Source organism: Streptomyces sparsogenes subsp. cuspidosporus (assembly GCF_039532705.1).
GTDB lineage: Bacteria > Actinomycetota > Actinomycetes > Streptomycetales > Streptomycetaceae > Streptomyces > Streptomyces sparsogenes.
Genome location: NZ_BAAASD010000011.1, coordinates 33,242 through 52,124, shown reverse-complemented (window position 1 = coordinate 52,124; position 18,883 = coordinate 33,242). Strand labels below are relative to the sequence as shown.

General features: G+C 73.4%; 21 protein-coding genes. 13 read left to right on the top strand and 8 right to left on the bottom strand.

Annotation, left to right across the window (positions count from 1 at the left end; genetic code table 11):
* Positions 1–7 precede the first annotated feature (7 nt).
* Together ABFY07_RS15810 and ABFY07_RS15805 are read left to right on the top strand one after the other, a co-directional pair.
* Complete coding sequence (locus ABFY07_RS15810) at positions 8–667, top strand: HEAT repeat domain-containing protein (RefSeq protein ID WP_346175115.1); 660 nt, start codon at positions 8–10, stop codon at positions 665–667.
* Positions 654–1,664, top strand: a complete 1,011-nt coding sequence (locus ABFY07_RS15805; protein ID WP_346175114.1) for a MerR family transcriptional regulator — start codon at positions 654–656, stop codon at positions 1,662–1,664. The genes ABFY07_RS15810 and ABFY07_RS15805 overlap by 14 nt, the downstream gene beginning before the upstream one ends.
* A 66-nt stretch (positions 1,665–1,730) precedes the next feature.
* Here the strand turns inward: ABFY07_RS15805 and ABFY07_RS15800 are convergent, their stop codons facing one another.
* On the bottom strand, positions 1,731–2,150 hold the full coding sequence (locus ABFY07_RS15800; protein WP_346175113.1) for an ATP-binding protein: 420 nt from the start codon (positions 2,148–2,150) through the stop codon (positions 1,731–1,733).
* 171 nt (positions 2,151–2,321) lie between these two features.
* On the opposite strand from ABFY07_RS15800, the gene ABFY07_RS15795 reads away from it, so the two are divergent.
* The 3 genes from ABFY07_RS15795 (at position 2,322) to rox (ending at position 4,973) form a co-directional block, all read left to right on the top strand.
* Complete coding sequence (locus tag ABFY07_RS15795; RefSeq protein WP_346175112.1) at positions 2,322–3,131, top strand: helix-turn-helix domain-containing protein; 810 nt, start codon at positions 2,322–2,324, stop codon at positions 3,129–3,131.
* Positions 3,128–3,379: a DUF397 domain-containing protein gene (locus tag ABFY07_RS15790; protein WP_346175111.1), complete on the top strand. Its 252-nt coding sequence runs from the start codon at positions 3,128–3,130 to the stop codon at positions 3,377–3,379. The genes ABFY07_RS15795 and ABFY07_RS15790 overlap by 4 nt, the downstream gene beginning before the upstream one ends.
* Positions 3,380–3,545: 166 nt before the next feature.
* Entirely contained in the window at positions 3,546–4,973 is a 1,428-nt protein-coding gene (gene rox / locus ABFY07_RS15785; protein ID WP_346175110.1) for a rifampin monooxygenase, read from the top strand.
* A 33-nt stretch (positions 4,974–5,006) separates the two neighbouring features.
* On the opposite strand, the gene ABFY07_RS15780 is transcribed toward rox, so the two are convergent.
* Genes ABFY07_RS15780 through ABFY07_RS15770 form a run of 3 tightly spaced genes read right to left on the bottom strand, consistent with a single transcriptional unit; the run spans position 5,007 to position 7,341 of the window.
* The gene (locus ABFY07_RS15780; RefSeq protein ID WP_346175109.1) at positions 5,007–5,390 is read right to left on the bottom strand and encodes a hypothetical protein; all 384 of its coding nucleotides are present in this window, start codon (positions 5,388–5,390) and stop codon (positions 5,007–5,009) included.
* A gap of 8 nt (positions 5,391–5,398) precedes the next feature.
* Positions 5,399–6,406, bottom strand: coding sequence for an alpha/beta hydrolase family protein (locus tag ABFY07_RS15775; protein ID WP_346175108.1), 1,008 nt, complete (start codon positions 6,404–6,406; stop codon positions 5,399–5,401).
* On the bottom strand, positions 6,403–7,341 hold the full coding sequence (locus ABFY07_RS15770; RefSeq protein ID WP_346175107.1) for a zinc-binding dehydrogenase: 939 nt from the start codon (positions 7,339–7,341) through the stop codon (positions 6,403–6,405). Before ABFY07_RS15770 ends, ABFY07_RS15775 begins: the two co-directional genes overlap by 4 nt.
* Positions 7,342–7,430: 89 nt before the next feature.
* Here ABFY07_RS15770 and ABFY07_RS15765 point away from each other — a divergent pair, with 89 nt between their 5' ends.
* Positions 7,431–8,372: a LysR family transcriptional regulator gene (locus ABFY07_RS15765; protein WP_346175106.1), complete on the top strand. Its 942-nt coding sequence runs from the start codon at positions 7,431–7,433 to the stop codon at positions 8,370–8,372.
* 99 nt (positions 8,373–8,471) lie between these two features.
* Here the strand turns inward: ABFY07_RS15765 and ABFY07_RS15760 are convergent, their stop codons facing one another.
* On the bottom strand, positions 8,472–8,699 hold the full coding sequence (locus ABFY07_RS15760; RefSeq protein WP_346175105.1) for a hypothetical protein: 228 nt from the start codon (positions 8,697–8,699) through the stop codon (positions 8,472–8,474).
* Positions 8,700–8,753: 54 nt separating this feature from the next.
* On the bottom strand, positions 8,754–9,716 hold the full coding sequence (locus ABFY07_RS15755) for a MerR family transcriptional regulator (protein ID WP_346175104.1): 963 nt from the start codon (positions 9,714–9,716) through the stop codon (positions 8,754–8,756).
* Positions 9,717–9,885: 169 nt separating this feature from the next.
* Between ABFY07_RS15755 and ABFY07_RS15750 the strand changes: the two genes are divergently transcribed.
* Together ABFY07_RS15750 and ABFY07_RS15745 are read left to right on the top strand one after the other, a co-directional pair.
* Positions 9,886–11,103, top strand: coding sequence for a glycosyltransferase (locus ABFY07_RS15750; RefSeq protein WP_346175103.1), 1,218 nt, complete (start codon positions 9,886–9,888; stop codon positions 11,101–11,103).
* A gap of 33 nt (positions 11,104–11,136) precedes the next feature.
* Positions 11,137–11,361: a hypothetical protein gene (locus ABFY07_RS15745; protein WP_346175102.1), complete on the top strand. Its 225-nt coding sequence runs from the start codon at positions 11,137–11,139 to the stop codon at positions 11,359–11,361.
* Between the two features lie 21 nt (positions 11,362–11,382).
* Here ABFY07_RS15745 and ABFY07_RS15740 read toward each other — a convergent pair whose 3' ends face one another.
* Both ABFY07_RS15740 and ABFY07_RS15735 read right to left on the bottom strand, forming a co-directional pair.
* Entirely contained in the window at positions 11,383–11,625 is a 243-nt protein-coding gene (locus ABFY07_RS15740) for a hypothetical protein (protein ID WP_346175101.1), read from the bottom strand.
* Between the two features lie 50 nt (positions 11,626–11,675).
* Positions 11,676–12,500 carry an NAD-dependent epimerase/dehydratase family protein gene (locus ABFY07_RS15735; protein ID WP_346175100.1) on the bottom strand — a complete coding sequence of 275 codons (825 nt, stop codon included), beginning with the start codon at positions 12,498–12,500 and terminating at the stop codon, positions 11,676–11,678.
* A 268-nt stretch (positions 12,501–12,768) separates the two neighbouring features.
* Here ABFY07_RS15735 and ABFY07_RS15730 point away from each other — a divergent pair, with 268 nt between their 5' ends.
* The 5 genes from ABFY07_RS15730 to araD all read left to right on the top strand — a co-directional run bounded on the left by ABFY07_RS15730 (position 12,769) and on the right by araD (position 18,807).
* Positions 12,769–13,707: a 5-dehydro-4-deoxyglucarate dehydratase gene (locus tag ABFY07_RS15730; protein WP_346175099.1), complete on the top strand. Its 939-nt coding sequence runs from the start codon at positions 12,769–12,771 to the stop codon at positions 13,705–13,707.
* A 22-nt stretch (positions 13,708–13,729) separates the two neighbouring features.
* Positions 13,730–15,049, top strand: a complete 1,320-nt coding sequence (locus ABFY07_RS15725) for a hypothetical protein (RefSeq protein WP_346175098.1) — start codon at positions 13,730–13,732, stop codon at positions 15,047–15,049.
* 153 nt (positions 15,050–15,202) lie between these two features.
* Entirely contained in the window at positions 15,203–15,898 is a 696-nt protein-coding gene (locus tag ABFY07_RS15720) for a GntR family transcriptional regulator (RefSeq protein WP_346175236.1), read from the top strand.
* Between the two features lie 213 nt (positions 15,899–16,111).
* A complete protein-coding gene (locus ABFY07_RS15715; RefSeq protein ID WP_346175097.1) occupies positions 16,112–17,014 on the top strand; it encodes a dihydrodipicolinate synthase family protein in 903 nt (300 codons plus the stop codon).
* Entirely contained in the window at positions 17,011–18,807 is a 1,797-nt protein-coding gene (gene araD / locus ABFY07_RS15710; RefSeq protein WP_346175096.1) for an L-arabinonate dehydratase, read from the top strand. The genes ABFY07_RS15715 and araD overlap by 4 nt, the downstream gene beginning before the upstream one ends.
* The last annotated feature ends 76 nt before the right edge of the window (positions 18,808–18,883 follow it).

Here is an 18,883-nt window from a genome sequence, read left to right as displayed (position 1 = left end):
GAACACGATGCGCGCTCTCCAAGGGCTGGAGAACAGCAGCCCGTCGGTGCGGCTGCAGGCGGCGCTGGCGGTCGGCACGAACCCGGATCCGCAGGCCATCGACAAGCTCATCGAACGATGCGCGATCGAGCCCGAGTTCTACGTGCGCGAAATGCTGACCTGGGCCCTCACCCGCCACGCGCCATCGCTGACGGTCCCCAAGCTCATCGACGAACTCCGCTCGGAGCGTGCGCAGGCACGAAGCCAGGCGCTGCACACCCTGTCCAAGATCGCGGACCGGCAGGCGTGGCCGGCGATCACCCGGACGCTCATGACCGACCCCGACGACGAGGTGGCGCGGGCCGCCTGGCGGGCAGCGGTCGTGCTCGTGCCCGAAGGGGAAGAGGCCGAGCTGGCCGGGGTGTTGGCGACACAGCTCGGGCGCGGCGAGAGGGAAACGCAGTTGAGCCTCAGCCGGGCGCTGATCGCGCTCGGCGAGGTGATCATGCCGACCCTGCGCGCCGCGATGACGGCTCCCGACCCTCGTGTGCGTCAGCATGCGATGGCCACGGAACGGCTGTTGCGCGACCCGGACGCCGGATTCGAGTTCGCGATCGAGGAGGCGAAGCGCGTCGTGGCCCTCGGCGTGAGCGGCCAGGGGGGTGCTGGGCAGGGTGCGGATCGGTGAGGTGGCACAGCGGTCCGGAGTCAGCGCCCGGATGCTCAGACATTACGAGTCGCTCGGCCTGCTGCGGCCGACGGACCGTACCGAGGTCGGCTATCGGGAGTATTCCAGCGACGACATCCGGCGGATCTTCCACATCGAGAGCCTGCGGTCCTTGGGGCTTTCGCTGCGTGAAGTCGGGCGCGCGCTGGAGGACCCCCATTTCACGCCCTCGGAGCTAGTCAACGACCTCATCCGCCAGACCCGGGAGCGCATCGCGGATGAGATGGAGCTGCTCACGCGCCTCGGTCGCATCGATGCCGCCGAACCCGCCGACTGGGAGGGCGTCCTCCGGATCGTCGCACTCCTCCAGGCCTTGCGTTCGGAGAGCGCCGGGACGCGCCAGCGCGCGGCCCTGGCCTCGGCCGGAGAGGTTCCGATGCCGGTGGAAGCCCTGGTCGAGGCGGCGCTGAACGAGGCGGACCCGCATGTCGCCGGAGCCCTTCGATGGGCCCTGGCGCAAGCGGGCGAGGGCGGATTGGCGCTGCTGGCGGAGGGTCTTGGTTCACCGGTGGCCGAGGTGCGGAAGCGTGCCGTCCAGTGCATCGCCGAGATTCCGAACGACGAGGCGACGGCGCTTTTGCGGGCCGCACTCACGCACCCCGACATCGCGGTCCGCAGGTACGCCGCCCTTACGCTGGGGCCGCGCGGAGCGTCCGACGCGGTCCCGACGCTCCTCGACATGATCGTCGAGGAGGCCAACGACGCCGACGCGGCCGACGCGCTGAGCGCGCTGGCGAGCGATCCCGCGCTGGCGGATCGCATCGCCGCCAGGCTCCTCGACTGCCTCGCCTCCAACACGGTCGGAGCGTCCGCACGGCGACGGCTGACCCAGGCGCTCGGGGACATCCCGGGGGCGGTGGCGTCATGTGCGCTCGCGGATCTGTCCCATGACGAGGACCGTGTCGTCGCGCTGACCGCGACATCCATTCTCAAGCGGCGTCAGGCGGATTTGCGGTGAGTATGAGACAGCGACACGCCATGGCGTCGGCGTGTCGTTGTCTCATACTCACCGCAAACCGGACTGTCAGCAGGAGTCCGACGGTTTGGAGCCGGTCGAGACCTCGGCCCACACGGTCTTCCCGGGCGCGCCACCGGGGCGGGGCCCGACGGCCCAGCGCTCGGCGAGCAGGGAGACGAGGTACAGGCCACGGCCGGTTTCGGCGTCCGGCCCCGCCGTGGTGAGGGTGGGCAGCTTCTCGGCGCGAGTGTCCGACACCTCGATGCGGATCACGGCGCCGGAGGCGGCGGGGGGTGCGATCAGGCGTACGTGGAAGTCCCGCCCGGGCACGCGGCCGTGGCGTACGGCGTTGGCGGCCAGCTCGCTCGCGATGAGCGTGGTGGTCTCGTTGGGGCCGGAATCGTACGGGTAGCCCCACGCGGCCAGCCGGTGCGACACGAGCCGCCGAGCGAGGCGCGCGCCGCGCGGGGTGGAGGTGAAACGCATGGCGAACTCACGGGGCGATGGAGGGAACTCTTCCGGGCGTGTCGCTCGTGAGGGGGCATTTTCGGTCGTCATGGGCGTCAGCCTGGCGGGACCTGCCTAGCCTGGCCACGAAGCGTGCGTGTACGGACAGTGCCTGTACGAACACGCGAAGTGCGATGGGAGGGGCGTGACATGGCAGGTACGGAGCGGTCCGCGTTTCTGAGGGGGTTCGGCAAGCAGCTCAAGCTGTTCCGGGAACGGGCCGGGCTCACGCGGGCGGAATTGGGCGCGCTGGTCGGTTACAGCGTGGACCAGGTGGCGTCGGTCGAGTGCGGGCGGCGCATTCCCAAGCCGGAGTTGGTCGACAAGGCGGACGAGGTGCTGGACGCCGGTGGCGTCCTGTCAGCGATGAAGGAGGAGTTGGCGCAGGCGCGGTATCCGGCGTTCTTCCGCGATGCGGCGCGGTTGGAGGCGGTGGCTGCTGAGGTGCAGGCGTACGACACGCATGTGATCAAGGGGCTGCTGCAGACGGAGGACTACGCACGGGCCGTACTCGGGATGCGGCGTCCACTGCTGGATGAAGAGATCGTCGAACAGCGGGTGGCCGCGCGGATGGAGCGTCAGGCGATTTTCGGCGCGCGCCCCGCGCCCCTCTTGGGCTTCGTCATCGAGGAGTGGGTGCTGCGGCGGCCGATTGGCGGGGTGCAGGTACAGCGTGGGCAGTTGGAGCACCTGCTCCTGGTCGGAGAGAAGCGCAATGTGGAGATCCAGGTGATGCCCATGGGGCGGGAGGACAGTGCTGGCCTGGACGGGCCGTTCACCCTGATGACTCCCAAAGGGGGCGAGCAACTCGCGTATCTCGAAGGTCAGGGGCGCAGCGCCCTGCTCACTGACCGGGAAGAAGTCCACATCATTGCCGCCCGCTATGGGATCATCCGGGCCCAGGCTCTCAATCCACGAGAGTCGTCCATCTTCATCGAGAAGTTGCTGGGGGAGCTATGAGCAGGGACATACGCGAGCTGGTGTGGTTCAAGAGCAGCTACAGCGGCAGTGAAGGCGGCGATTGCGTCGAGGTCGCGCTGGACTGGCGTAAGAGCAGCTACAGCGGCGGGGAGGGCGGCCAGTGCGTCGAGGTCGCCACCCGTCCCGACACCGTCCACGTCCGGGACAGCAAGAACACCACCGGCCCGATCCTCACCGTCGCCCCCGACGCATGGGCCGAGTTCGTCGTGTTCGCCGCGCGCCGCTGAAAACCGGCCATACAGAAGGCGCTGAGCGCCGGGACGACAAAGGCGGGGAGAACACTCTCCCCGCCACTATCAACCTATAGCGCAACGGGGGCCTTGCGGCAAGGCCCCCGTCGTGGCGCAGAATCCTCGGCCGAGACCAGAACTTGGGTGACATGGGGGGATTCTCGTGATTGACGTGATCATCGCCGGTGGCGGGCCGACCGGCTTGATGTTGGCCTGTGAGCTGCGGCTGCACGGCGTGCGCGTGCTCGTGCTGGAGAAGGAGGCGGAGCCGGTCACGTATGTCCGTTCGCTCGGACTGCACGTGCGCAGCATCGAGGTGATGGACCAGCGTGGGCTGCTGGAGCGGTTCCTGGCGCACGGCAAGCAGCACCCGCTCGGGGGTTTCTTCGCCGGTATCACCAAGCCGTCGCCCAGCCGACTGGACACCACGCATCCGTACGTCCTCGGCATCCGGCAGCCCGTGACCGAGCGCCTGCTGGCCGAGCGTGCCACCGAGCTGGGGGCCGAGATCCGGCGGGGATGTGAGGTGGTGGGGCTGAGCCAGGACGAGCAGGGGGTGACGGTCGAACTGGCCGATGGCGCGTCGCTGAGTTCGCGCTATCTCGTCGGGTGTGACGGTGGCCGCAGCGCGGTGCGGAGGCTGCTTGGCGTCGGCTTTCCCGGGGAGCCCTCCAGGGCGGACACGCTGGTGGGTGAGATGCAGGTGGCAGTGCCGCAGGAGACGGTGGCCGCCGTGGTGGCCGAAGTCCGCAAGACCCATCTGAGGTTCGGGGTCGGGCCGTTCGGGGACGATGTGTACCGCGTCGTCGTGCCCGCCGAGAAGGTGGCCGAGGACCGCTCGGTCCCGCCGACGCTTGAGGAGTTCAAGCGACAGTTGCGGGCGTACGCGGGCACCGATTTCGGTGTGCACTCACCGCGCTGGCTGTCCCGTTTCGGCGATGGCACCCGGCTGGCCGAGCGCTACCGGACCGGCCGGGTGCTGCTGGCCGGGGACGCGGCGCACATCCATCCGCCGATGGGCGGGCAGGGGCTCAATGTCGGCATTCAGGACGCGTTCAACCTCGGCTGGAAGCTGGCCGCCGAGGTGGGCGGCTGGGCGCCGGAGGGGCTGCTGGACAGCTACCACAGCGAGCGGCACCCGGTGGCCGCCGAGGTGCTGGACAACACCCGTGCGCAGGCGGAGCTGATGTCCACGGAGCCGGGGGCGCAGGCGGTACGGCGGCTGCTGGCCGAGCTGATGGACTTCGAGGAGGTGAACCGCCACCTGATCGAGAAGATCATCGCGATCGGGGTCCGCTACGACTTCGGTGAAGGGCATGAGCTGCTCGGCCGCCGGATGCGGGACGTGGCGCTGAAAGGCGGTCGCCTCTACGAGCTGATGCACGGCGGCCGTGGACTGCTGCTCGACCAGACCGGCAGGCTGTCGGTGGCGGGCTGGGCGGACCGGGTCGACCACGTCGTGGATGTCAGCGAGGAACTGGACGTGCCCGCCGTCCTGCTGCGGCCGGACGGCCACGTGGCGTGGGCGGGCGACGACCAGAAGGATCTGCTCGGCCACCTGCCCACGTGGTTCGGCGCCGCCGCCGGCTGAGCCACCGGCTCACCGCGAAGGCGCCCCGGGGCGCTATGTCTCCGTGGGTTCCTGCGGCTTCGACGTCTCGGACGGCAGGGTCCACACGGCGGCCCAGCAGCAGGCCCGCACCACGAACGCCCCGGCCACCGCCCACCACAGGCTGTCCACGCGGACGTCGGACAGCCAGGCGATCAGATACCACACCAGCGTGTCCTGGATCAGGCCGATGATCGCCAGGATGGGCAGCAGGATGCCCTGGTGCGGGTCCTTGGGGGTGGCCCAGATCGCGGTGCTGATGCCCGCGAAGAGGACGAACGCGAACATGTAGCCGAACAGCGAGGAGGTGCCGGTCTCGTCGAGGGTGATCCCGGGCAGCGTGGCGGCCAGCGCGACTCCGGGAAGCAGCCCCACCTGCTGTCTTCGTATGTCTTTCATGATCCGGACTATGACAGACGGCGTCCCGCCTGGGAATCGGCCAGCGCGGCCGAAAGCCAGTCGGCGGTCGCGGGCAGCCAGTCCGCGAGGGCGTTGCCGAGAAGGTGTTCGCCGTGCGGGACGAACAGGCAGTCGCCGCGCGGGGCCAGGCGGGCCAGCGGCTCGCCGTTGGTGACTCCCGGGATGACGTCCCGGCCGCCGTCGACCACCAGGAGCGGGCAGGCGATACGGGGTGCCAGGTCGGTCAGGTCGACGCGGGCGGTGAAGTCGCGGGCCGCTTCGGTCCCTCCGGCGCGCCGGGCGAGGAGGTCCTGGAGCGGGGGCGGGAAGGCCTGCCAGTCGAGGCGGAAGGGGCCGCTCACGGTGGCGACGGCGGCCACGCGGGGGTCGTGGGCGGCGCTTTCCGCGACGTAATAACCGCCCAGGCTCAGGCCGATCAGCCCGACCCGGTCGGCCCCGAGGGCGTCCACGACCTGGCCGATCACCTCGTGGTAGTCGGGCCGGATCGTGGTGGTGGCCGCGAGGGTGCCCTGGCCGGGGCCGTCCATGGTGAAGACGGCCAGGCCCCGGCGCAGCAGCGCCGAGGTGACCAGATGGAACTCCTCCTTGCTGGAGTCCAGGCCCGGCACGACGAGGACGGTGGCCGGGGCGTCGGCGGGCCCACGGAGCCAGCCGGCGAAGGCGGGCCCCTCCAGCCGGCGGGCGTCGGGCTCCAGGAGTTCCAAGGCACGGCCCATGGCGGCGTCGGCCTCGGCGGCGGCCGAGGCCTGGTCCGGGTGCGGGGCCAAGGTGGCGAAGTGGAACCAGCGCGCCGCCGTTTCGTAGTGCTCGCCCGCCGAGACCGGGGAGGCGGCCTGTTCCGCGCGGGCGAGGTGCTGCCGGGCGGCCCGCGTGAACGCCGGTCCCCAGTCGTCCACCGAGGTCAATCCGTCGGTGACCCGCTGGTATTCGTGGAGGTCGAGACCGGCGCCGGCGGCGCGGGTCAGGTTCTCCGCAGAGAAGGCGGCGATGGTCATGACAGCACCCCCGTGGTGACAGCCCCCGTGGTGAGGACGGCCTTGCCCCGGATCCGGCGCTCCCGCAGGTCGACCAGGGTCTCGGCGGTCTTCGCCCAGTCCTCCGTACGGTCGATCTCGGGATGGAGCCGCCCGTCGCGCACCAGCCGCACCAGGGTGGCCAGGTCGCGGTCGTACGGCGCCCCGGCGTAGTGGAAGTGGCGGATCGAGGCGCCTTCCGGGCCGCTGAAGAAGTCGAAGAAGTCGAGCGTCGCCGGGGTGCGGCTGGCCTGGCCGAACCAGATCAGCGTCCCGCCGGCGGTCAGGTGGGACAGCGCGGCCAGCAGCCCGGCGCCGCCGGTGGACTCCAGCACCACGTCGAACGGGCCTTCCGCCTTCGCCACGTCGTGCACGGCCGCCGCCGCGCCCAGGGCGAGCAGCCGCTCGGCGCGCTGCGGGGTCGCGGTCACGACGGTGACCTCCGCGCCCGCGCCGGCGGCCAGCTCGGTGAGGTAGTGGCCGACGCCGCCGGAGGCGCCGGTCAGCAGCACGCGTCTGCCCGCGACGCCGCCCGCGGTGCGCAGCAGCCGGAGGGCGGTGATGCCGGCCAGGGGCAGGGCCGCGGCGACGACGGAGCTGACGGCGTCGGGCAGTTCGGCGAGCGAGTGGGTGGGCACGGCCGCGTATTCGGCCCAGCCGCCCTTGGGCGGGTGTCCCACGACGCGGGTGCCGGCCTGAGGGCCCGAGCCGTCGGCGGCCGCCTGCACCACCAGGCCGGCGATGTCCTTGCCGGGTATCAGGCCCGGCTTCGGCCGCTCCAGGAGGAACGTCTCGCCTCGGTTCGGCGCGAACGCCTCGACGCGGATCAGCGCCTCGTCGGGGGCCGGGACGGGCGGGGCGTCCTCGGTGAACTCGACCGGGCGCGCCGGATCTCCCGTGGGGATGAGTCTCTTCATGCGGCTCATGCAACCGGCGGGGGCGCGGGACGATCCAACAACCGACCGGCCGAGCCGACAACCGATGGTTGTCTCCTATGGTGAGGGGCATGGATCTCGATCTGGCGCAGGTCCGCGCCTTTGTGCTGGCCGCCGAGGAGTCGCACTTCGGGCGGGCGGCCGAGGCGCTGTCCATCTCGCAGCAGGCGCTGTCCAAGCGGATCGCGCGCCTGGAGGCCGGGCTGGGCACCGCGCTGTTCCGGCGCACCGGGCACGGGGTCGAGCCGACCGGTGCCGGGCGCCGCTTCCTGGAGCCGGCGCGGCGGGCGCTGGCCGCCGCGGACCGGGCGGTGGCCGCGGTCCTGGACGAGCGCCGGCCGCCGCGGGTCGATGTGTGGGGGCACCTCTACGCGCCGATGCGGACGCTGGCGCAGGTGGCGGCGGGCAGCGGGGCACCGCCGCTGGAGCTGGGACACGGGCGTGACCTGCCGTCGGTGGCGGCGGCGCTGCTGCGCGGCGACATCGATGCCGCGTTCGGCCGCGTCCATCCGCCCCTGCCCGCGGGGCTGACCCACCGGCTGGTGCGGCTGGAGCCGGTGGACGCCGTCCTGAGCGCGGGCCATCCGCTCGCGGACGAGCCCGCGCTGCGGCCCGAGCGGCTGCGGGACAGCGTGCTGTGGACCCCGGCGGCGCTGCACCGGCTGGACTTCCTGCACCGCTTCGCCGAGCGGTTCGGCATCCGTCAGCATGCCGAGGGCACCAACCTGGGGCTGGACGGTTTCCTCGCCGACCTTGCCGCCGACCCGCGCCGCTTCTCGCTGATGCCGGCCGATGTGCCGCTGCCCGACGACCCCGGGATCCGGTCCGTGCCGCTGGTCGAGCCCACGCCGCTGTACGCCTGGTCGCTGCTGTGGTGCGGCGGCAACCCCCGGGTGGACGCGCTGCTGGGCGCCCTCGCGGCGGAGGCGGGGCGTAGCCGCTGGCTGGAGTACGACCCGGCCGAGGACTGGCTGCCCGAGCCCGACGGCGAGCCTGGCGGTGAGCCCGCCTGACACCCCCTGGTGCCGGGCCCGGCGCCGACCCTGCCTGACGGCGAGCCATGCGCCTTGCCCGGGGCTCAGCGCCGGTCGCGCGGGTGCCGGGCCCGGCGCTCAGCGCCGGTTGCGCGGGTGGTCGCGGGCCGTGCGCTCGTTGCCCCTGCGGTAGTTGCCGGTCCAGCGGGCCATGACCTCCTGCGGGTCGGCCGCCTCGGCCTCGGTCTCGGCGAGGAAGCGCGCCGCGCGGGTGCCGCGCAGGGTGGCCGCCGCGCGGCCGTGGTGGGTGATGACCACGCTGCCGTCGCCGCGCTGTCGGTAGGCGAAGCCGGACGGTGCGGGCATCGGCGCTCCCTTCGGCCGTTGGAGAGGGGCCCGACCGTACCGGCCCAGCGGCGCTCAGGGCGAGGGGATTTGGTCCCCGGCCAGGTTCAGGCCGGAGACCCGCTGGTGGAGCGCGGCCAGCGGGGCGGCGAGGTGGCCCGGGCCGGTGGCGGTGGAGCGCGGCGGGGTCGCGCCGGTGACGGTGAGGGCGTGGCGCCAATAGCGCGGCGCGAACGCGTCGGGACGCGTGCCGTGGCGGAACCGGGCGCGCAGGTGGGCGCGGAAGGCCGGGGTGTCGTCGTGGTCGCCGACGCGGGCGTAGGCGCGTACGAAGTGGTCGAGCGCCTCGGCGTGGCGGGCCGGGCAGCCGGTGGCCAGGGCCTCGGCGGCCAGGGCGCAGGCGTCCACGACGCCGGCGTAGAACGAGGCGACGTCGCCGACCTGGTGGCGCTGCGGTTGTCTGCGCCGGCCGTCCCCGGTGGCCAGGGCGTGGAGTTCGGCGTAGCCGAGGACGGTGGCGGCCGTGGGGGTGTCAGGCGGGGCGGGCACCGCGCCCTCGACGACGGCTCGGGCCAGCCGGGGCGGCAGGTCGGCCGGGAGCGCCCAGTGCCAGTAGCGCACCAGGCGGTCGTGGGCCTCCTCGGGCCTGCCCACCCCGGCGAGCAGGGCGAGGCGGCGCAGCCGCTCCGGGCCGGGACAGTCGTCCAGGGCCCGCAGCATTCCCTGACGCCATGTCGCCTCGCGCAGCCGCGCCTGGACGGCGTCCAGTTCGTGGGTGACGAGTTCGTCGAGCGAGCGTTCGCCGGTCATCACGGCGGCGATGGCGGCGATGGGGGTGTCCAGCGCGCGGAGGCGCTGGATCAGCCGGAGCCGGGACAGCGCATCGGCGGTGTAGCGGCGGTGGCCGCCGGGGCTGCGGCCGCTCTCGGGCAGCAGCCCGATGTCCGAGTAGTAGCGGATGGTCTTCACCGGCAGCCCGGTGCGCGCGGCCAGCTCGCCGATGCCCACCGTGTCCCCGCCTCGTGTGCCGTGTGTCACAGCTGGTTGAACCTCCACCGCGCGGGAGCCGTTAGCGTCCGCGGCGACCGCCGTTCCCGGGGTGTGCCCGGGGCCCGTGCCCGGGATGTGCCCGGGGCGTGTCCGGGGTGCGCCCGGGGCCCGTGTCCGGGGTGCGCCCGGGGCGGCACTCGCCGAGGAGGATCATCACATGCGGGTTCTGATCGTCACCGCAGGTTCGCGAGGGGATGTCGCGCCGTTCACGGGGTTGGGGCGGCGCCTTCTGGACGCCGGGCACCAGGTCGCCGTGGCGGCCCACCCGCCCTTCGCCGGGCTCGTCGCCGGCTGCGGTCTCGACCACCGGCCGCTGCCGGGTGACCCCCGGGAGCTGATCCGCGCCAGGGCCGGGGCGGCGTCGCCGGAGGAGGCGCGGGAGGTGACCCGGGCGTTCCTGGAGCGGCTCGCGGACGGGGTGGTGGCGGCCGTGGGGCGCGGCACCGATCTGGTGCTCACCGCGTTCGGCCCGGCGGCCTTCAGCCGGGCGGCCGGTGAGGCGTTCGAGGTGCCCGTGGTCGGCGCCTATCTCGCACCGGCCTTCCCGACGAGGGAGTTTCCGCTGCCCGGGGCGCCGGACGCCGGCGCCCCGGGGCCGGACGGCAACCTGGCGGCGGGGCGGGCGCTGCTGGCGGCTGCCGGGGCGCTCCAGGAGGGGGCCGTGGCCCGGCTGCGCGCCCGGCTGGGGCTGCCCGCCGCCCCGTCGGCGGCGCCGGGCGGGGACATCCGGCCGGTGTTCCACGGCTTCAGCCCGCTGGTGGTGCCGCGCCCGGCGGACTGGCCGGACCAGGTGGAGGTGGCGGGGTACTGGTGGCCCGCCCGGCCGCACGGATGGCGGCCCCCGGCCGAGCTGACCGACTTCCTGCGGGCCGGTCCGCCGCCGGTGTTCATCGGGTTCGGCAGCATGGCGCCGGGGGAGGGGGAGCGGCTGGGCGAGCTGGTGGTGGCGGCGGTGGCCCGCGCGGGGGTGCGCGCGGTGGTGCAGGCGGGGTGGGCGGGGCTGTGCGCGGCCGGCGACGACGTGCTGGCGATCGGGAATGTGCCGCACGACTGGCTGTTCCCCCGCACGGCCGCCGTGGTCCACCACGCGGGAGCGGGCACCACCGCCGCCGGGCTGCGCGCGGGGGTGCCCGCGGTGCCGGTGCCCGTCATGGCCGACCAGCCGTTCTGGGCGGCCCGGCTGCACCGGCTCGGGGCCGCTCCCGCCCCGCTGCCCTTCCAGACGCTCACCGCCGGGTCCCTCGCCGCGGCGATCACGGCCTGCGTGGCCGAGCCGGCCCACCGGCGGCGGGCGGCCGCCCTCGCGCGCCGTATCGCCGCGGAGGACGGTGCCGCGGCGGTGCTCGCGCGCGTCGGCGTGGCGCGCGAGGGGTGACGGCCGCGCGCGGGCGGCCGCCGTCCTGCGGTGGTGCTCTCCCCGTACGCCGCCCCCGCTCGCTTCCACGGGCTCATCGCCGGGCCCCTCGCCGCGGCGATCACGGCCTGCGTGGCCGAGCCCGCGCACCGGCGGCGGGCGGCCGCCTTCGCGCGTCGCCTGGCCGCGGAGGACGGCGCCGCGGCGGTGCCGGCGTGCCTCGGCGTGGCGTCCGGGTCGGCGCAGCGCCCGCCCAGGCTTAGCGCGCGCGACGGGTGACGGGGCCTCTCCCCGTACGCGTCAGTCGGGAAGTGGCGACGAGGTCGTGCGGCCGGGTTTCACGCCCTCCGGCGGGTAGTCGCAGTCGATGCTGGTCACCTCGCGGTCGCCGTCCTCCGAGTCCACGACCACCACTCCGGTGCAAGCCCTGCCGTGTTCATCGGTCCAGGTGAAGATCTCGCTCTTGTCCGGGTCGGCACATCCCGTGAGCACGGCGAGGGCCACCAGCGACCCGATGACCCCTGCCGACCAACGCACGCTCATACGTCCCCCTGTCGCCCATTCGTGGCCACCGGTCCCGAGGGTATGACACGTCAGTGCGGCCAGATGGGCGGATTGGTGCAGAAGTGGCCGCCGAGGTAGGCGTGGTCGGGGTTGCCGGGGTCGAGCTCGCCCTGTTCGGCGATGAGCTTCGCGGCGTACGGCTCCGAGTCGTCCTGCGGTTCGTAGCCCAGGGCGCGGGCGGAGCCGAGGTCCCACCACAGGCGGGTGTTGGCCGAGCTGCCGTACACCACCGTGCAGCCGACGTCCTCGGCGGTGAGGGCGGCGTGGAGGAGCCGGGCGCCGTCGGCCGGGCTCATCCAGACCGAGAGCATGCGCACCGACGTGGGCTCGGGGAAGCAGGAGCCGATGCGGATGGCGACGGTCTCGATGCCGTGCTTGTCCCAGTAGAGGGACGCCAGGTCCTCGCCGAAGGACTTGGACAGGCCGTAGAAGGTGTCCGGGCGGCGCGGGGTGTCGATGGGGATGAGCGCTTCGGCGGGCACCGGGGTGGTGGCCGGGCGCGGGGTGAAGCCGACGGCGTGGTTGCTGGAGGCGAAGACGATCCGGCGGACCCCCGCCTCGCGGGCCGCCTCGTAGAGGTTGTAGGTGCCCTCGATGTTGGCCCGCAGGATCTTCTCGAACGGGGCTTCCAGGGAGATGCCCGCGAGGTGGATGATCGCGTCGACGCCCCGCACGGCCTCCCGCAGCGCCTCCTTGTCGGCGAGGTCCGCGGTGATGGCGTCCGGCTCCCCGTCGATGGGCAGGAGGTCGAGGAGGCGCAGCCGGTAGCCGTAGGTCGCGGGCAGCAGCTCCCGCATCAGGGTGCCCATGCCGCCGGCGGCGCCGGTGAGGAGAACGGTGCGGGGAGCGGGCATGTGGGGATCTCCTCCGTCAAGGATGGAAATTCATGCGGAGACGCTGTTCATAAACATGGACACGCTAGGGAGGGGGCGGGGGTGAGTCAAGGGGTGCGTGAGGCGGTGTCGGGCGGGTGTCCGACACGTCTAGACGGCGGTGCGCGCGCCTTGACCGGCGCGGCCGGGCTGCCCTACCGTGGCAGCGTTCAAGAATATGGATGACGATCAGAAACGTGTACGCGCCGGTGAGTTGACGGCACGTCGGCACACAGGACAGGGAGAGCCCGTGACCTCAGCCTCACTCGCCGAGCGCCTTGACGGCCTGCTGTTCTTCCCCGTGACCGCCTACGGGCCCGACGGCGCCCTGGACCTCGACACCTACCGCGCGCATGTGCGCGGCGGGATCGAGGCGGGGGCGGCCGCCGTGTTCGCGTGCTGCGGCACCGGTGAGTTCCACGCGCTCACCCCCGAGGAGTTCCGCGCCGCCGTCGCCGCCGCCGTGGAGGAGGCCGCCGGGCGCGTACCGGTGGTCGCCGGGGCGGGCTACGGCACCGCGCTCGCCATCCGGTACGCGCGGCTCGCCGAGGAGGCCGGGGCCGACGGGCTGCTCGCCATGCCCCCGTACCTGGTCGTCGCCTCCCAGGAGGGGCTGCTGCGGCACTACACCGCGCTCGCGGGCGCGACGGATCTCGACGTCATCGTCTACCAGCGCGACAACGTCGTCCTCACCCCGCCGACTGTGGTCGAACTCGCCAAGGTGCCCGGCATCATCGGGCTCAAGGACGGCCTCGGCGACCTGGACCTGCTCCAGCGCATCGTCAGCGCGGTGCGCGCCGAGGACCCCGAGGGGAAGTTCCTCTACTTCAACGGGCTGCCCACCGCCGAGCTGACCGGCCTCGCCTACCGCGGCATCGGCGTGCTGCTGTACTCCTCCGCGGTCTTCTGCTTCGCCCCCGAGATCGCCCTCGCCTTCCACAAGGCCCTCACCACCGGCGACGACGCGACGTGCAACGCGCTGCTCGACGGCTTCTACCGGCCGCTGGTGGAGCTGCGCAACCAAGGGCGCGGCTATGCCGTCTCGCTGGTCAAGGCGGGGGTGCGGCTGCGCGGCCTGGACGTCGGCGAGGTGCGCCCGCCGCTGTCCGAGCCCAGCCCCGCCCACCTCAAGGAACTGGCCGAGCTGATCGAGCGCGGGCTGGCCCTGGTCCCCACCTCCGAAGCCTGACCACCCCGAGGGGGAAACCGCGTTGAAAGCCTCCGCCTTCGTCTACCCCTGGGACGTCGTCGGCGACCCGGACGCCGCCCGCCGCATCGCCGACCTCGGCGTCCAGCAGGTCACCCTCGCCTCCGCCTACCACTCCACCCGCGCGCTGACGCCGCGCCACCCGCGCCACCGCATCGTCACCGCCCGGCACGCCGCCGTCCTCTACCCGCCGGACCCCGAGCGCTGGGCGGACCGCCCGCTGCGCCCGTACCGGCAGTCCTGGGTGGAGGGCGCCGACCCGTACGGCGAGGCGGCCCGCGCGCTGGCCGACGCCGGGCTCGAGGTGCACTCCTGGGTGGTCCTCGCGCACAACTCCCGCCTGGGCGACGAGCATCCGCGCACCTCCGTGCGCAACGCCTACGGCGACCACTACCCCTGGGCGCCGTGCGTCGCCCGCCCCGAGGTGCGCTCGTACGTGGTCGACCTGGCCGCCGAGGCGGCGGCGCGGCCCGGCACCCGCGGCACCGAGCTGGAGTCCTGCGGCTGGTACGGGGTCGCCCACCTGCACGCGCACGACAAGATCGGCGGGGTTCCGCTCGGCGGCGCGGCCCAGTACCTGATGTCGCTGTGCTTCTGCGACAGCTGCCACGCCGGCTACGCCTCGCTCGGCGCCGACCCGGAGGAGCTGCGGCGGGCCGTGCTGCGGGCCCTGAGGCCGGTCTGGGCGGGCCAAAGGGGCGCGCCGCTGTCGAAAGGGAGAGCGCGCGGAGGCCCTGAGGAACGAAGGGCCGAGCACGGTCGACCGTCGACAGGGGCTGAGGCGCCCCGGAGGCCAAAAGAGCAGCAAGCGGAGACGGTCCAGGGCGGCGGGGGCCGGGCCGCCGAGTGGGCCGAGGTGGAGAAGCTGCTCGGCGGCGACCACGCGGCCACCTTCGCGGCCTGGCGCGACCGGGTCGCGGCCGAGCTGCAGCGGGACGCCGTCGCGGCCGTACGGGAGGCGGCAGGCGGCCCGTTCCAGGTGCTGCTGCACGCCGACCCGGCGCCCCACCGCCTCGGGGCCAACGTCGGGGTGGACCCGGCGGGCATCCTCCGCCACGCCGACGGGGTGGTGCTGCCCTGCACCGGGAGCGACGCGGCGCGGACCGATGTGCTCACCCCCTTCGTGCCGCACAGGACCGAACGCACCACCCTGGCCGCGAACTTCACGGTCGTGGCCGGCATGGGCGGCAGCCCCGCCACCCTGGAGGCCGACGCCACGCACGCGGCCGGGCTCGGCGCGGACGAGATCCGCCTCTACCACGCGGGACTGGCCTCCGACGCGGACCTCGCGGCGGTGCGCACCGCGCTCGAACGCCTGTCCTGACACGCCCTCAACTCGCCAGGGCCGCCCGGGGACCGAATCGCAGCAAGCGTTTTCTGTCAGAACCGTTGACGAACCCCCCGGGCGGCCCTAATTTCATCGCGTCGTACTTCGTACGTCATATATGAGACGCGATATGTGAGATCTGAGAGCCCCATGGACATGACGCCGAGCCCGGTCCCCTCCCGTACGCAGTATGTACTGGAGGCGGTCAAGCACGCGATCCTCACCGGACGGCTGCGGCCCGGCCAGCCCCTCGTCGAGACCGAGCTCGCCGCCCAGTTCGGCGTCTCCAAGACCCCGGTCCGGGAGGCCCTCAAGACCCTCGCCGGCCGGGGGCTCGTCGTGATGAGCGAGTACAAGGGCGCGACCGTGCGCACCGTCGACACCGCCATGGCGCAGGCCGTCTACGACGTCCGGCTGCTGCTGGAGCCCGAGGCGCTGCGCCGCACCGTCACCACGCGCGCCGACCTGGCCGGCGCGAGCGCCGCGCTGGAGCGCTCCGACGCCGCCGCCGACCCGGCCGGGCGCTCGCTGGCCAACCGCGACTTCCACCGCGCGCTCTACCTGCCCTGCGGCAACCCGCTGCTGACCGGGATCCTCGACGAGCTGCGCGACCAGGCCGCCCTGGTCTCCGCCGTCGCCTGGCAGGCGGTCCCGTCCTGGGAGCGGGAGGCGCGCGAGCACCGCGAGATCCTGGCCCGCGCGCTCGACGGCGACGCGGACGGCGCCGCCGAGGCGCTGCGGGACCACATCGCCTCCTTCGTCCGGCGCGCCTTCCCCGAGGCCGAGGCCGCGGGCGAGGGCCCGGTCGCGGGTGCCGGAAGCCGGGCCGCCGAGGCGGCTACCTAGACCGCGTGGGCGCGTGCGTCGAGGGGACGGTCCCGCACGCGCCCACGCGCCCCACCCCCGCACTGCCCCCGTTCCACCCCGCACCGCCCCCGTACCGGCCCCGCTCCACCGACGACCGTCACCGGCCAGAAAAGTCCCACCGGCCAGACCAGCCCCACCAGCCCGACCGGCCAGGCCGGCCCGGCCGGCTCGACCAGAAGGGAAAGGCTCCGTATGGACTACTCGCCACTGAGGGCGGCGCTCGCGGATGTCGTGGCGATCCCGGTGACTCCGTACGATGCCGAGGGCGCCGTGGACCAGGACACCTACCGGGCCCTGCTGCGCCGGCTCCTGGACAGCGGCGTCAAGGCCGTCACGCCCAACGGCAACACCGGCGAGTTCTACGCCCTCACCCTCGCCGAGCGCCGCCTGGTCACCGAGCTGACCGTGGCGGAGGCCGGCGACCGGGCCGCCGTCCTCGTCGGCGTGGGGCACGACGTGGCCACTGCCGTCGAGGCCGCGCGCCACGCCCGCGAGGCGGGCGCCGGGATGGTGATGGTGCACCAGCCGGTCCATCCGTACGTCTCCCAGGACGGCTGGGTCGACTACCACCGCGCCATCGCCGAGGCCGTGCCCGAGCTGGGGGTGGTGCCGTATCTGCGCAACCCGCTGATCGAGGGGTCCGCGATCGCCCGGCTCGGCGAGGCCTGCCCCAATGTGATCGGGGTCAAGTACGCGGTGCCCGACGCCGCGCGCTTCGCCGCCGTCGCCCGCGACGCGGGGCTCGACCGCTTCGTGTGGGTGGCCGGTCTTGCCGAGCTGTACGCGCCCTCGTACTGGGCCGTCGGCGCCATCGGATTCACCTCCGGCCTGGTCAACGTCGCCCCGAAGGTCTCGCTCGACATGCTGGGCGCGCTGCGCGCCGGGGACTACCCGGCCGCCATGAAGGTGTGGGAGCAGATCCGGCGGTTCGAGGACCTGCGCGCCGCACAGCAGTCGGCCCACAACGTCAGCGTCGTGAAGGAAGCGCTTGCCGCGCTCGGCCTGTGCCGCCGCGACATCCGCCCGCCCAGCAGCGCGCTGCCCGAGCCGCAGCGCGCCGAAGTCGCCGCGCTGATCCAGGGGTGGGCGATATGACGCCCCCAGCGACCCCCGAGTCCTCCGCGGCCCCTGAGACCTCCGTGACCCCCGAGCCCCCCGCGACCCCCCGGAGAAAGAAGCCGGAGGAGCTGCGCAGCCACCAGTGGTACGGCACCGAGGGGCTGCGCTCCTTCAGCCACCGGGCCCGCACCCGCCAGCTCGGCTACCTCCCCGAGGAGCACCTCGGCAAGCCGGTCATCGCGATCCTCAACACCTGGAGCGACATCAACCCCTGCCACGCGCACCTGCGGGACCGCGCCCAGGCGGTCAAGCGCGGGGTGTGGCAGGCCGGCGGATTCCCGCTGGAATTCCCGGTGTCGACGCTCTCGGAGACGTTCCAGAAGCCGACGCCCATGCTCTACCGCAATCTGCTGGCCATGGAGACCGAGGAGTTGCTGCGCTCCTACCCGGTGGACGGCGCGGTCCTCATGGGCGGCTGCGACAAGAGCACCCCCGCGCTGCTGATGGGGGCCGCCACCGCCGACCTGCCGACGGTCTTCGTGCCGGCCGGGCCGATGCTGCCGGGCCACTGGCGCGACGAGGTCCTGGGCTCGGGTACCGACATGTGGAAGTACTGGGACGACAAGCGGGCCGGGCTGATCGGCGACTGCGAGATGTCCGAGCTGGAGAGCGGCCTGGCCCGCTCGCCCGGCCACTGCATGACCATGGGCACCGCCTCGACGCTGACGGCCGCCGCGGAGACGCTGGGGGTCACGGTCCCCGGCGCCTCCTCCATCCCGGCCGTCGACTCCGGGCACGACCGGATGGCCGCGGCCTCCGGGCTGCGCGTCGTCGAACTGGTCTGGCAGGACCTCAAGTTATCCGAGATCCTCACCCGGGAGGCGTACGAGGACGCGGTCGCCACCGTGCTGGCGCTCGGCGGTTCCACCAACGCCGTGATCCACCTGATCGCCATGGCCGGACGGTCCGGGGTGCGGCTCACCCTCGACGACTTCGACCGGATCGCCCGCACCGTGCCCGTGCTGGCCGACCTGCGCCCCGGCGGCCGCTACCTCATGGAGGACTTCTACTTCGCGGGCGGCCTGCCCGGCTTCCTGGCCCGGCTGGGGGACACCCTGCACCTGGACCGCCCGACCGTCGCCCACGCGTCCCTGCGCGAACAGCTCGACGGCGCCCTGGTCCACAACCCGGAGGTCATCCGCACGCTCGACAACCCGCTGGCGAGCGAGGGGGGAGTGGCGGTGCTGCGCGGCAACCTGTGCCCCGACGGCGCGGTGATCAAGCACATCGCCTGCGAGCGCCACCTGCTCAGGCACACCGGCCCCGCCGTCGTCTTCGACGACTACAAGTCGATGCAGGCCACCATCAACGACCCCGCGCTCGGCATCACCGAGGACAGCGTGCTGGTGCTGCGCAACGCCGGCCCGCTCGGCGGCCCCGGGATGCCCGAGTACGGCATGCTGCCGATCCCCGACCACCTCCTCAAGAAGGGGGTGCGGGACATGGTGCGGATCTCCGACGCGCGGATGAGCGGCACCAGCTACGGCGCCTGTGTGCTGCACATCGCGCCCGAGTCGTACGTCGGCGGCCCGCTCGCCCTGGTCCGCACCGGCGACCTGATCACCCTCGACGTCGAGGCGCGCACGCTGCGCCTGGAGGTCGACGACGCCGAGCTGGAGCGGCGCCGGGCGGCCTGGACCCCGCCCCCGCCCCGGTACACCCGCGGCTACGGCGCCCTGTACCAGGAACAGATGACCCAGGCCGACACCGGCTGCGACTTCCGCTTCCTCGCCGCCCCCGGTGCGGACCCCGAGCCCTACGCGGGCTGACCACCTGTCGGCTCACCTTTTGCACGAGATGCCGAACGGCATTCGGTAAGCGCTTCACCCGCCCGACCGCGCACTT

Coding starts and splice junctions, on each gene's coding strand:
- ABFY07_RS15735 (WP_346175100.1), bottom strand. CDS start 12,500: ATGCCCGCTCCCCGCACCGTTCTCCTCACCGGCGCCGCCGGCGGCATG.
- ABFY07_RS15720 (WP_346175236.1), top strand. CDS start 15,203: ATGGACATGACGCCGAGCCCGGTCCCCTCCCGTACGCAGTATGTACTG.
- ABFY07_RS15770 (WP_346175107.1), bottom strand. CDS start 7,341: ATGAAGAGACTCATCCCCACGGGAGATCCGGCGCGCCCGGTCGAGTTC.
- ABFY07_RS15760 (WP_346175105.1), bottom strand. CDS start 8,699: ATGCCCGCACCGTCCGGCTTCGCCTACCGACAGCGCGGCGACGGCAGC.
- ABFY07_RS15800 (WP_346175113.1), bottom strand. CDS start 2,150: ATGCGTTTCACCTCCACCCCGCGCGGCGCGCGCCTCGCTCGGCGGCTC.
- ABFY07_RS15795 (WP_346175112.1), top strand. CDS start 2,322: ATGGCAGGTACGGAGCGGTCCGCGTTTCTGAGGGGGTTCGGCAAGCAG.
- ABFY07_RS15750 (WP_346175103.1), top strand. CDS start 9,886: ATGCGGGTTCTGATCGTCACCGCAGGTTCGCGAGGGGATGTCGCGCCG.
- ABFY07_RS15765 (WP_346175106.1), top strand. CDS start 7,431: ATGGATCTCGATCTGGCGCAGGTCCGCGCCTTTGTGCTGGCCGCCGAG.
- ABFY07_RS15780 (WP_346175109.1), bottom strand. CDS start 5,390: ATGAAAGACATACGAAGACAGCAGGTGGGGCTGCTTCCCGGAGTCGCG.
- ABFY07_RS15740 (WP_346175101.1), bottom strand. CDS start 11,625: ATGAGCGTGCGTTGGTCGGCAGGGGTCATCGGGTCGCTGGTGGCCCTC.
- ABFY07_RS15790 (WP_346175111.1), top strand. CDS start 3,128: ATGAGCAGGGACATACGCGAGCTGGTGTGGTTCAAGAGCAGCTACAGC.
- ABFY07_RS15715 (WP_346175097.1), top strand. CDS start 16,112: ATGGACTACTCGCCACTGAGGGCGGCGCTCGCGGATGTCGTGGCGATC.
- ABFY07_RS15775 (WP_346175108.1), bottom strand. CDS start 6,406: ATGACCATCGCCGCCTTCTCTGCGGAGAACCTGACCCGCGCCGCCGGC.
- ABFY07_RS15810 (WP_346175115.1), top strand. CDS start 8: ATGCGCGCTCTCCAAGGGCTGGAGAACAGCAGCCCGTCGGTGCGGCTG.
- araD (WP_346175096.1), top strand. CDS start 17,011: ATGACGCCCCCAGCGACCCCCGAGTCCTCCGCGGCCCCTGAGACCTCC.